General features: G+C 49.2%; 11 protein-coding genes. 10 read left to right on the plus strand and 1 reads right to left on the minus strand.

Annotated features, from left to right (window positions below):
* The 3 genes from uvrA to tnpB all read left to right on the plus strand — a co-directional run bounded on the left by uvrA (position 1) and on the right by tnpB (position 5,361).
* Complete coding sequence (gene uvrA, locus KNP99_RS05265) at positions 1 to 2,856, plus strand: excinuclease ABC subunit UvrA (RefSeq protein WP_214766837.1); 2,856 nt, start codon at positions 1 to 3, stop codon at positions 2,854 to 2,856.
* A 108-nt stretch (positions 2,857 to 2,964) separates the two neighbouring features.
* A complete protein-coding gene (locus tag KNP99_RS05270) occupies positions 2,965 to 4,071 on the plus strand; it encodes a DUF4097 family beta strand repeat-containing protein (RefSeq protein WP_029331375.1) in 1,107 nt (368 codons plus the stop codon).
* A 117-nt stretch (positions 4,072 to 4,188) separates the two neighbouring features.
* Positions 4,189 to 5,361: an IS200/IS605 family element RNA-guided endonuclease TnpB gene (gene tnpB / locus KNP99_RS05275; protein ID WP_215193075.1), complete on the plus strand. Its 1,173-nt coding sequence runs from the start codon at positions 4,189 to 4,191 to the stop codon at positions 5,359 to 5,361.
* A gap of 185 nt (positions 5,362 to 5,546) precedes the next feature.
* On the opposite strand, the gene KNP99_RS05280 is transcribed toward tnpB, so the two are convergent.
* Positions 5,547 to 5,939: an Asp23/Gls24 family envelope stress response protein gene (locus KNP99_RS05280; protein WP_215193076.1), complete on the minus strand. Its 393-nt coding sequence runs from the start codon at positions 5,937 to 5,939 to the stop codon at positions 5,547 to 5,549.
* Positions 5,940 to 6,065: 126 nt separating this feature from the next.
* On the opposite strand from KNP99_RS05280, the gene hprK reads away from it, so the two are divergent.
* The 7 genes from hprK (at position 6,066) to trxB (ending at position 11,974) form a co-directional block, all read left to right on the plus strand.
* A complete protein-coding gene (gene hprK / locus KNP99_RS05285) occupies positions 6,066 to 7,001 on the plus strand; it encodes an HPr(Ser) kinase/phosphatase (RefSeq protein ID WP_029331373.1) in 936 nt (311 codons plus the stop codon).
* On the plus strand, positions 7,001 to 7,834 hold the full coding sequence (gene lgt, locus KNP99_RS05290) for a prolipoprotein diacylglyceryl transferase (RefSeq protein ID WP_088837753.1): 834 nt from the start codon (positions 7,001 to 7,003) through the stop codon (positions 7,832 to 7,834). Before hprK ends, lgt begins: the two co-directional genes overlap by 1 nt.
* Positions 7,835 to 7,838: 4 nt before the next feature.
* A complete protein-coding gene (gene ppaX, locus KNP99_RS05295; RefSeq protein ID WP_088837752.1) occupies positions 7,839 to 8,495 on the plus strand; it encodes a pyrophosphatase PpaX in 657 nt (218 codons plus the stop codon).
* A complete protein-coding gene (locus tag KNP99_RS05300) occupies positions 8,479 to 8,961 on the plus strand; it encodes an acyltransferase (protein WP_214766843.1) in 483 nt (160 codons plus the stop codon). Before ppaX ends, KNP99_RS05300 begins: the two co-directional genes overlap by 17 nt.
* A 29-nt stretch (positions 8,962 to 8,990) precedes the next feature.
* The gene (gene kapB / locus KNP99_RS05305; RefSeq protein ID WP_215193077.1) at positions 8,991 to 9,371 is read left to right on the plus strand and encodes a kinase-associated lipoprotein B; all 381 of its coding nucleotides are present in this window, start codon (positions 8,991 to 8,993) and stop codon (positions 9,369 to 9,371) included.
* Between the two features lie 98 nt (positions 9,372 to 9,469).
* Positions 9,470 to 10,951, plus strand: a complete 1,482-nt coding sequence (locus KNP99_RS05310) for a tetratricopeptide repeat protein (RefSeq protein WP_215193078.1) — start codon at positions 9,470 to 9,472, stop codon at positions 10,949 to 10,951.
* Between the two features lie 60 nt (positions 10,952 to 11,011).
* Positions 11,012 to 11,974 carry a thioredoxin-disulfide reductase gene (gene trxB / locus KNP99_RS05315; RefSeq protein ID WP_215193079.1) on the plus strand — a complete coding sequence of 321 codons (963 nt, stop codon included), beginning with the start codon at positions 11,012 to 11,014 and terminating at the stop codon, positions 11,972 to 11,974.
* Positions 11,975 to 12,023: the final 49 nt, after the last annotated feature.

Consider the following 12,023-nt stretch of genomic DNA (forward strand, 5'->3'; position numbering starts at 1 on the left):
TTGGGAGACAAGAAAAACAAGATTATCATCAAAGGCGCTCGCGTCAATAACCTTCAAAACATCGATGTCGAAATCCCGCGCGATCAGCTCGTCGTCTTGACGGGCTTATCGGGATCCGGTAAGTCATCACTCGCGTTCGATACGATTTATGCGGAAGGGCAACGACGTTATGTCGAAAGCCTCTCCGCTTATGCACGCCAGTTTTTAGGGCAGATGGATAAACCGGACGTCGATGCGATTGAGGGACTTAGTCCGGCAATTTCGATCGATCAAAAAACGACGAGTAAAAACCCCCGCTCGACTGTCGGGACGGTGACGGAGATTTATGATTACCTCCGTCTGCTGTATGCGCGAATCGGCAAACCGATCTGTCCGAACCACGGGATTGAGATCTCGAGTCAAACGATCAGTCAGATGGTCGACCAAGTGATGGAGTTACCTGAGCGGTCGCGGTTGCAGATTTTGGCACCGATTGTTTCCGGACGAAAAGGGGCGCATGTCAAAGTCTTTGAAGATTTGAAAAAAGAGGGCTTCGTTCGTGTCCGTGTCAATGGCGATACGATTGATTTAACGGATGACATCGCACTCGAAAAAAACAAGAAACACTCGATTGAAGTCGTCGTCGACCGTGTCGTCGTCCGACCGGACGTCGAATCACGGCTCGCCGACTCACTCGAAACAGCACTTCGCCTCGCGGAGGGACGTGTCATCGTCGATACGATGGATGGCAATGAGCTCCTTTTCAGTGAGCATCATGCGTGTCCCATTTGTGGTTTCTCAATCGGAGAACTCGAACCACGGATGTTCTCGTTCAATTCGCCATTCGGAGCCTGTGCCTCATGTGACGGACTCGGGACGAAACTTGAAGTCGATGTCGATCTTGTCGTACCGCATGCAGACAAGTCACTCAATGAAGGGGCAATCGTCGCGTGGGAACCAACGAGCTCACAATATTATCCGCAACTGCTCAAAGCAGTTTGTGAGCACTTTAAAATCGACATGGATACGCCGTTCGAACAGTTGTCAGACGAACAACGCGACATCATCTTAAACGGCAGCTCGAAAGAAGAAATTCACTTCCGTTATGAAAATGACTTTGGCATGGTCCGCAACACGGATCTGTTCTTTGAAGGTGTCTTGAATAACTTGCAACGTCGCTACAAGGAGACGTCATCGGATTACATCCGCGAACAGATGGAAGGATATATGGCGAAAAAAGCATGTCCGACTTGTAAAGGGCATCGTCTGAAACGCGAATCGCTTGCCGTCAAAGTATCCGGTATCCACATTGGGGAAGTGACGAAGATGTCAGTCAAGCAAGCCGTCATCTGGTTCGAAGAGTTGCCGGCGAAACTATCGGAAAAAGATCAAACGATTTCACGGATGATCGTCCGCGAGATTCATGAACGGTCATCGTTCTTAGAAAACGTCGGTCTCGATTATTTGACGATTTCCCGTGCTGCCGGCACATTGTCCGGTGGCGAAGCGCAACGGATTCGTCTCGCGACACAAATCGGCTCCCGTCTGACAGGTGTCCTCTATGTCCTTGACGAACCGTCAATCGGCTTACACCAACGTGATAACGACCGATTGATCAGTACGCTGAAAACGATGCGCGATCTCGGAAATACGTTGATCGTCGTCGAACATGATGAAGACACGATGATGGCAGCGGATTATCTGATTGATATCGGACCCGGTGCTGGTGATCACGGCGGCTTCGTCACAGCGGCCGGTCGACCGGAAGAATTAATGAACGACGCGAATTCACTGACCGGACAATATTTGTCGGGGAAGAAGTTCATTCCTGTGCCGACTGAACGGAAACAACCGGACGGACGGGCGTTACGAATTAAAAAAGCGTCAGAAAATAACTTAAAAAATGTCGACGTCGACATCCCGCTCGGCTTGTTTGTTGCCGTGACCGGAGTATCAGGTTCCGGGAAGTCGACATTGATTAATGAAATTCTCTATAAGACGATTGCACATGAGATGAACCGGGCAAAAGAAAAGCCGGGAGCGCATAAAGGCATCACAGGACTCGACCAAATCGATAAAGTCATCGACATCGACCAATCCCCGATCGGTCGGACGCCACGTTCGAACCCGGCGACATATACCGGTGTCTTTGACGACATTCGTGATGTTTTCGCTTCGACGAACGAAGCGAAGTTACGCGGCTATAAAAAAGGACGCTTCAGTTTCAACATCAAAGGTGGCCGGTGTGAAGCGTGTCGCGGAGACGGGATCATTAAAATCGAGATGCATTTCTTGCCGGACGTTTACGTTCCGTGTGAAGTCTGTCACGGGAAACGGTATAACCGCGAGACGCTCGAAGTAAAATATAAAGGTAAAACGATTTCGGACGTTCTTGCGATGACAGTCGAAGAGGGACTCGAGTTCTTCGAAAAAATTCCGAAAATCAGCCGGAAGCTGCAAACGATTGCTGACGTCGGATTGACGTACATGCGTCTCGGACAGCCGGCGACGGAACTGTCGGGCGGTGAAGCACAACGCGTGAAGCTTGCTTCGGAACTGCATAAGCGGTCGACTGGGAAAACGATTTACATTCTCGATGAACCGACGACGGGACTGCATGTCCATGATATCGCCCGCCTGTTGAAAGTCTTGCAACGCCTCGTCGACAACGGCGATACGGTCCTCGTCATCGAGCATAACCTCGACGTCATTAAGACGGCGGATTACTTGATTGATCTTGGTCCGGAAGGTGGCGATGGTGGAGGTATGATTGTTGCAACAGGAACACCGGAAGACATCGTGCAAGTCAAGGAATCGTATACAGGACATTACTTGGCACCTGTTTTGGAACGGGACGCAGCCCGAATCGAATCATGAAACTTTTTTGACGGAGGATTCGTAAAAGGGAAGTAAGGGAAGTAGAACGAAAGAGTGAATAAGTTTTCCTGCGTCATAGCGTGTTCAGAAAATAGGAGGGGAATGTTCATGAAACAAGATATGCGTCAGTTGATACTTGAACAGGTAAAAGAAGGAAAGTTGACGATCGATGAGGCACTCGATAAGCTCGAACGCCTTGAAGCACTCGATCAGCAACAATCGACGACAGCAAGTAATCATAAGTATGTCGATGAACCGGAACAGTACGACCGCGTCGATCATTACACGGTTGATTCACTGACGTCGAAAGTGATGTCTGCTTTTGATGGTCTCGTCAACCGGATTAAAGAGAGTGATCTCTCATTAAATCAGACGTCCGGTCCGAACGTCACGTACGTCAAACAATTCCCATTCAGTGGAGAGACGATTCATTTGGATTTATTTAATGCCAATGCTGTCGTCGAACCAAGTGATTTAGAGGAGTGTGAGTTGACGGTGACGGGGCGTCCGCTTCGCCAAGTCAATGAGGAGCAAGCGCTCGAACAACTTCAAGCGTCGCTTCAACATTCCGTCTCCGCTAACACGCTATCGATTCGCTTGAAAGATAAACGCGTCCGGGCGACGATCCACTTAAAAGTTCCGCGTCGTCACTACGAGGCGTTCGTGTTACAGACGTTGAATGGTGAGATTACGTTGTCGTCGCTTGACGCGACGAGCGTTCAACTGATGACAGCGAACGGACGGATCCATGTCCGCGATCTTTACAGTGAGGATTTGAAAGCTTCGACGGCGAACGGTTCGATTGAAGTCGAAGAGTCAGAAGTCAAAATGTTAAAAGCGAAGACCGCGAATGGTCAAATCATCGCGAACGGGGTTTTTGAACGTTCTGAGCTGAAAACCGCGAACGGCAATGTCCGGTGTGAACTCAAAACAGCCCATGACGCGAAGATTCAAGCGTCGTCACTCGCGGGAAGCATCGCTTTGATGTTGCCGCATGGCGCTGAAGTATATGGTGAGCTGGAAACAAACTTTGGTGGGTTGAATTGTAACCTTGATGAGATGGAAGTGATTCGCGACCAAAAAGATGTCGTGAACCGTAAACTGCATTTCGTCTCCGGTCGTGACCGGACGCCGAAGATTGAAGTCGAAGCCGATACGAAAACGGGAACGATTTCCGTGACGCACGGTGTTCACTTAAGTCCACAAGCGTTTTAATCAAAAATAGGCGAGAATACGCCCACTTCTAAACGATTCGGGTGAAGCCCGAGTGAAAGTGGGAGATGAATCGCCACCCTCTCTTTCGGGTATATCCGTTGTAAGGAGGTGAACATCATGCTGACACACAAGGCCTACAAATTCAGAATATACCCGACAAAAGAGCAGGAAATCCTGATTGCGAAGACAATCGGTTGTTCGCGCTTCGTCTTCAATCACTTCTTAGCGAAGTGGGATGAGACGTATAAAGCGACAGGTAAAGGATTGTCCTACGCGTCTTGCTCAAAAGAACTCCCGTCGTTGAAGCAGGCGTTCGACTGGCTGAAGGAAGTCGATAGCACGTCTGTGCAGACCAGCGTCAAGCATCTTGCCGATGCCTATGACCGCTTCTTCAAGAAGCAGAACGAACGACCCCGCTTCAAGTCAAAGCGCAATCCCTTTCAATCGTACAAGACGAACATTCAAGGCAAGTCTCAACTTCCCGAAGTCTCGATCGTCGGCGCTAAGATCAAAATTCCAAAACTGAAGTGGGTGCGTTTCGCCAACTCGAGGCAGGTTGTCGGGCGCATCTTGAGCGCCACGATCCGGCGTAACGCTTCAGGAAAATATTTTGTCTCCCTGCTCGTCGAGCAGGAGAACAACGAAATGCCGAAGACGGGCTCATCCGTCGGCGTCGATGTCGGGTTGAAGCACTTCGCCATCTTGTCGGACGGCACGGTGTACAAGAACGACCGTTACTTCCGTTCGCTTGAGAAGAAGCTGGCGCGTGAGCAACGCAAACTTTCTCGTCGTCAACGGTTGGCCTTGGACAAGAAAGTAACACTTTCCGAGGCGAAGAACTACCAGAAGCAGAAGCGGAAGGTCGCCCGCATCCACGAGAAGATTGCGAACAAGCGAACCGATTTCCTACACAAGGTGTCGACCGAGATCGTCAAAAACCACGACGTCATCGGCATCGAGACCTTGCAGGTGAAGACCATGCAGAAGAATCGCAAGTTGAGCAAGTCCATCTCCGAGGTCAGTTGGTCGGAGTTCTTCCGCATGCTCGGATACAAGGCGGAATGGTACGGGAAGACCGTCGTGAAAGTCGGAAAGACCTTCGCCTCTAGTCAACTGTGCTCCCGTTGCGGACATCAACACAAAGACGTGAAGCATCTTGGCTTGCGTGAATGGACATGCCCGAGTTGCGGGATCCATCACGACCGTGATGTGAACGCAGGACTGAACATCAAACAAGAAGCTGAACGCATCCTAGCTTCTTCAACCGTCGGGACGACGGGGTTAGCCTGATCAATTTTCGACCGTTAGGTCGGATTACTCAGGAATCCTCCACCTCTAAGCGAAGCGTAGGTGGAGGTAGTTCAACGCTTCCTGATGCAAATGTATGATTAAGCATCGCAATCAAAAAATAATGTGTGACTACAGTCAAAAAGGAGGGGATGCCATCTAAATGATGCGCATCCCCTTCTTTTTGATTAGTAGTTATAGTCTTCATCCATCATTGGTTCGTCCCAGTTCATATTGTCGAAATTGTTCATGTCGTACCCGAATGAAATGAATGTGATGACACCGACGATAGCGAGGACAATTGCGGCAATAATTAAGCCGATTCCCATCCAACTTTTGCTGCGCGCCCGGTTCCAATAAAAGACGATTGCGAGAATGAGTGAAATAAATGGACCACTTAGCACGATTCCGACCAGTGAGATGATGAAAAATAAGAGCGATGTCTGATTTTGATCACGCGAATAGGACTTCCACATATCGATTAACGAGATGATGATGTAGACGAGTCCGAGGATTGCAAGGATCCCGCATAAAATCATAATGATAATCATTCCGATACCACTACCTGACATATTCATCATTATAAAACCCCTCCTTTGATTTGTTTCTAACTGTATTCAATTCCCAAGATGGTCAGCTTCTAATCGAATTCATTGATTTTAGCAAAAATATGGTACAATACTTCAAGTGAAAGGGGCTGATTGAGCGTGCAAGCAAAAGTGCGAACAGCTGAAATCGTAAAGCAATTCAATTTAAAAATTGTCACCGGAGAAGAAGGACTACATCGTCCGATTTTGACGGCTGATCTCTGTCGACCGGGCCTCGTCCTCGCTGGTTATTATGCGTATTATCCGGCAGAACGTCTGCAAGTCCTCGGGAAAACAGAATTGACGTTTTTCAACAACCTGACGTATGAGGAACAGCTCGAACGAGCAAACGTCCTCTGCACGGATGAAACACCAGGGATTTTAGTGACGCGTGGGTTTGAAGTACCGGAAGCAATCATCAAGGCAGCTGACGAAACGAACGTACCGCTCTTGACGACGAAGGGACATACGACATCGGTCGAATCTCAAATCACGAACTTCCTCGAAGCGGAACTCGCCCCGACGACAGCGATGCACGGCGTCCTCGTCGATATTTACGGGGTCGGCGTCTTCATCAAAGGGGCAAGTGGGGTCGGTAAATCCGAGACGGCACTCGAACTCGTCAAACGGGGACACCGCCTTGTGGCGGACGACTCCGTTGAAATTCGTCAGACGGGTGACGGCATCTTAGTTGGGACAGCGCCGAAATTGATTCAGCACCTCCTTGAGATTCGCGGAATCGGCATCATCGACGTCATGACGTTGTTCGGTGCAGGTGCTGTACGGTCGCATAAAAAAATCAGCCTCGTCTGTAATCTGGAAATTTGGGATCAAACGAAAGTCTATGACCGCGTCGGTCTTGATCAAGAGACGTTACAAATCATCGATACGGAAATTCCGTTTTTGACGATTCCGGTTCGTCCCGGGCGTAACCTTGCCGTCATCATCGAAGTCGCGGCGATGAACTATCGTCTGAAAAATATGGGCATCAACACAGCAGAAGAATTCGCCGGACGTCTCGCGCAAGCGATCGAAGACGGGAATGGTGGTCTATGATGGGGACACTCGCAACGGTACAACCGACATTCGACCGCGTCGCGATTGAGCTCGGTCCGATTCCAATCTATTGGTATGGTGTCGTCATCGCCTTGGGCGCAATCGTCGGCTTGATGATCGCCATCTTCGAATCGAAGCGAATCGGTTTCAACGAAGAATACGCGGTCGATGTCGTCATCTGGTCGATTCCGATCAGCATCATCTGTGCCCGGATTTACTATGTGGCTTTCGAGTGGCAGTATTACGGTCAACATCTCGATCAAATCATCAACATCCGCCAAGGCGGAATCGCGATTCACGGTGCCATCATCGGGGCGATTTTGACAGTCATCCTGTATACGCGAAAGAAAAACATTTCGTTTTGGCAAATCGCGGATATCCTGGCGCCGTCACTCCTGTTCGGTCAAGCGGTCGGACGTTGGGGCAACTTCTTCAACCAAGAAGCGCACGGGGGAGAGACGACATGGTCGTTCCTGCAAGATACGTTGCACTTGCCGAACTGGATCGTCAATCAGATGTATATCGACGGCGTCTATTACGTGCCGACGTTCCTCTATGAGAGCATTTGGAACATCATCGGCGTCATCTTGTTGATTGTCTGGCGGATGAAGTTCAATCCGCGTCGCGGCTACGTCTTCCTCGGTTACCTCGTCTGGTACTCGATTGGACGTTACTATATTGAAGGGCTCCGGACAGATAGTCTGTTGATGGGGGACGGACTGCGGACGGCACAAATCGTCTCGATTTGTTTAATCGTCTTCGGACTCGTCATGATGGTCATCCGGAAAAATGCTGTCCGCTACTTGGATGGAACGACACGGGAGGCGAAGTGAAACGATGATTAATACGATTCTATTTGATTTAGACGGTACGTTGATTGATACGAACCCGTTGATTCTAAAAAGTTTTGAACATACGCTCAGTTACTACTATCCGGAACGGACGTTTACGGAGGCAGAATTGCTTCCGTTCATCGGTCCAACACTGGAAAAATCATTTTCAGAGCTCAACGCCAAGCAGTGGAAAGAGATGGTCGCCTTTTACCGCAGCTATAACATCGCGATGCATGACGCACTCGTCCTTGAATATCCGGGTGTCCTCGACGGTTTACGCCGCTTGAAGGAACAGGGCTACAAGATGGCGATCGTGACGTCAAAAAGTCGTCGCGTCGCCTTAAAAGGGATTGAGCTGTTCGGACTGACGTCACTGTTTGAGACAATCATCGCAGCAGACGATGTGACGGAAGAAAAACCAGCCGTCGAACCATTTGAAAAAGCGATGGCACTCCTCGGTTCGACAACAGACGAGACAATCATGGTCGGGGATAACGACACGGATATCAACGGCGGGAAAAATGCCGGATTGAAAACCGTTGCGGTCGGCTGGGCGATTAAAGGACGTCCGTATCTCGAAGCATTAGAGCCAAGCGTCATCATCGACTCGATGGAACACCTGAGTGACTGGATCGAGGCGCAAAATGGCACGGCGGACTGATCGCTATCACGTCGGGGCGACGAATCCGTTATGGCACATGTACCGGACGGTTTCGTTCTTCAAGGTCATGTGGTGTTTCCTCATCATTACAATCGGACGGTTTTCACCGTCGCTCCGCTTTAAGAATGGCTTGTACCGGACGTGTCTCCGGATGAAGATCGGCGACCGGACGGCGCTTGCCTTGATGGTGATGCCGGACACGATGTTCCCGGAACGGATCTCGATCGGCTCGAATACGATCATCGGCTTCAACACGACGATTCTCTGTCATGAGTATTTGACGACCGAGTACCGGATCGGCAACGTGACGATCGGTAGTGACGTCTTAATCGGCGCGAACGTGACGATTTTACCAGGGGTGACGATCGGGGACGGTGCTGTCATCGGTGCCGGTTCCGTCGTTCACCGGGACATCTTACCGAACGAACGTGTCTCGAGTCAGCCGCTTCGCCGGCATGAAATGTGACGAAACTGTGAAAAGGAGGTCGATTCGCAATGAATTATATTCGCTTCACCTATAAGACCGGAAAGTATTTCGGAAGATTATTCGCAGAACGTCCACAAGGTCTCGTCGTTGAAGTCCTCGCGGTCGAGAAACATCCGACGCAAGGTGATCTGCATCAACCGAACCAAGTTGACGTACCGCTCTTCCATATCCGTACCGCCTTACATCAACACGAAAAAATCACGGTTTCTCCAAGCGTCGTCTATGCATATGACGGAGAGATTCCAGCGTATTCCGACAGCTTACGCCAAGCATTCAAAAAAGATGTTGAGCGTCTGCAAAACAAGAATCCGCAAGAAGATGCTTTTGTACGAAAATGCTTAGAGAACTACAAGGAACTCGAAACCATTTATGCGAAACGCTGGGCGTAAACCCCGGCGTTTTTTTCTGTTGCAACGCTATCCGAGATAGGTTATTCTTGTCTCTGCAACTACGAAACTAGATTTATATTATGGGGGCTTGAATCACTATGGAATTAACGGAATACAAAGCAGACCCCTTTGCGATTACAACGCGCCAAGCGGAACTTTTTTATTTTCGCGGACGGAAGGCGCATCGGGAAGGGAGACTCGAAGAGGCGGTCTATCATCTTGACGAAGCAACGACGCTTCAACCAGAAGATGTCCGTTACCTACTACGTTACGCACGTGTCCTGTTCGAAACGGGAGAAATCAATCATGCGAACGACGTATTGAAACGTGTCCGTGCACTCGATGAGTCAAATACCGAATCACTCTTTTATTTAGCGAACAACTATGCGCACGTTTCTTTATATGAAGAAGCAAAAGAATATGCGCTCGAATATTTAAAACATGCGCCGGCAGGCAAACACGCAGAGGCATCGGCCGCACTCGTGGAATTGATTGATCTTGAGCAAGAGCTTGAGGATGACGATGAAGATGAGTTGATTCGTCTCCATGCACAAGCCCAGCGCCAAATCGATAAAGGGATGTTGTTTGCAGCACAGGACACACTCGAGTCCTTGATTGCGACGTACCCGACATTTTGGCCAGCCTATAATAACTTGGCAATCGTCGAATTTTATCTCGGTGAAAACGACCGGGCTTTCCATTCGCTTGAACGCGTCTTAGAAGGAAATCCGGGAAATCTCCACGCGCTTTGTAATACGCTCGTTCTCTTACATGAGATGGGGCAGGATGAAGAAGCGCACCGTCTGTCACGGAAGCTCGAACACGTTCGTTCCGTCAATCTTGAAACACGTTATAAAGTCGCATCGACTCTTGCGATTATCGGTCGTCATGACTTAGCGTACGAAGAATTGAAATTGCTCGAACGCCGTGGCTACCGAGGCGATCCATTATTCGGTCACTGGTTATCGATTTCTGCATTCAAAACGGGACATATCGAAGAAGCTGCAGCCTTCTTACAATCAAAAGAGGCCGCGAGCTTACGGGAAGAACAAGAGGCATACGACATTCGTCATAACCTTCAGTTTCGTTCAGCCTTGATTCAAGCGTTGAAAACGGAAGATGATGTCTCACGCATTTTCACGGCTTTGCTACTCGGGAAACTAAATGACGAGGAAGCACGGTTGGCCCTTTCGATGATGCCAGAAGTGACGGATCACGAAGATGTCCTGCAGCTGACAGAACAAATTTTGCATGAGATGAATGGACGGGGCGATATCGTCGATGAACGGATTCATCGTGCCTTACAGACGATTCGTCTCGCAGAACATTACGTGTCTGACGAAGAGCGGATGAGTCTCGAAGGCGATTTTTATGAACGGTTTGCCCGACTCGTCCTCAGTGGCGAAACGTTCGACTCGGTCGAAGGTTCAGCCGCTGCATTAATCCATCTGTTTCACGAGTTACGGGAAGGGATGTTGATTGAAGAGTGTGCCGAACTGGTTGATGTCTCTTTTGATGAGGTGGCGATGACGATTCGTGCCTACAAACAACACCTGACACCTGCTCGGGCAAAATGTTAGACGTTTGCCATATTCTCACCTATACTCAAATTACAACGAAACTTAAGATGGGGTGGAAACATGACAGAAACTGCTGAAAAAATTTATGATGTCATCATCATCGGTGCAGGTCCTGCCGGAATGACGGCAGCACTTTACGCATCACGCGCAAACCTTTCAACACTGATGATCGAACGCGGTATTCCAGGTGGTCAAATGGCCAACACGGAAGATATCGAAAACTATCCGGGATACGATAGCATCCTTGGACCGGACCTTTCACAAAAAATGTTCGATCACTCGAAAGCATTCGGCGCAGAATATGCGTACGGTGACGTCCGTAGCATCGAGGATGGACGTGCTTTTAAAACGGTCCATGCACACAACAAGGATTATCATGCGCGGGCGATCATCATCGCATCGGGCGCACAATATAAGAAAATCGGTGTACCGGGCGAAGAAGAGCTCGGCGGCCGTGGTGTCTCGTATTGTGCCGTTTGTGACGGAGCTTTCTTTAAAGAAAAAGAATTGTTCGTCATCGGTGGTGGGGATTCAGCGGTCGAGGAAGGTGTCTACTTGACACGTTTCGCGAAAAAAGTCACAATCGTCCACCGTCGTGAAGAATTACGTGCACAAAAAATTCTTCAAAAACGTGCGTTCGATAACCCGAAAATCGATTTCATCTGGAATCATACCGTCAAACAAATCAACGAACAAGACGGTAAAGTCGGTTCGATTGATTTAATCAATACGAAAACGGCAGATGTGACGACACTTCCGATCGATGGTGTCTTCATCTACATCGGAATGAACCCGATCACAGGTTACGTCCAAGATCTTGGTATCTTGAACGATCAAGGATATGTTGTGACGAACGAAGGCATGGAGTCAAACATCAAAGGAATCTTCGCAGCTGGAGACGTCCGTGAGAAAACGCTCCGTCAAGTCGTTACGGCAACGAATGATGGTTCGATTGCTGCTCAAAATGCACAGCATTATATCGAAGCGTTACTCGAGGAATTACAGGAATCATCACAGGTGTAAGACAGGAACCAGCTTTGTTGGAGGGGACTTCAATGAGGCTGGCTCTTTT

Origin of the sequence: Exiguobacterium sp. s95, assembly GCF_018618655.1 — a bacterium.
GTDB lineage: Bacteria > Bacillota > Bacilli > Exiguobacteriales > Exiguobacteriaceae > Exiguobacterium_A > Exiguobacterium_A oxidotolerans.

Bases quoted from the DNA above. Each gene is read 5' to 3' on its own strand.
- KNP99_RS05270 (WP_029331375.1), top strand. From the start codon at position 2,965: ATGAAACAAGATATGCGTCAGTTGATACTTGAACAGGTAAAAGAAGGA.
- tnpB (WP_215193075.1), top strand. From the start codon at position 4,189: ATGCTGACACACAAGGCCTACAAATTCAGAATATACCCGACAAAAGAG.
- KNP99_RS05280 (WP_215193076.1), bottom strand. From the start codon at position 5,939: ATGATGAATATGTCAGGTAGTGGTATCGGAATGATTATCATTATGATT.
- lgt (WP_088837753.1), top strand. From the start codon at position 7,001: ATGGGGACACTCGCAACGGTACAACCGACATTCGACCGCGTCGCGATT.
- ppaX (WP_088837752.1), top strand. From the start codon at position 7,839: ATGATTAATACGATTCTATTTGATTTAGACGGTACGTTGATTGATACG.
- KNP99_RS05300 (WP_214766843.1), top strand. From the start codon at position 8,479: ATGGCACGGCGGACTGATCGCTATCACGTCGGGGCGACGAATCCGTTA.
- kapB (WP_215193077.1), top strand. From the start codon at position 8,991: ATGAATTATATTCGCTTCACCTATAAGACCGGAAAGTATTTCGGAAGA.
- KNP99_RS05310 (WP_215193078.1), top strand. From the start codon at position 9,470: ATGGAATTAACGGAATACAAAGCAGACCCCTTTGCGATTACAACGCGC.
- trxB (WP_215193079.1), top strand. From the start codon at position 11,012: ATGACAGAAACTGCTGAAAAAATTTATGATGTCATCATCATCGGTGCA.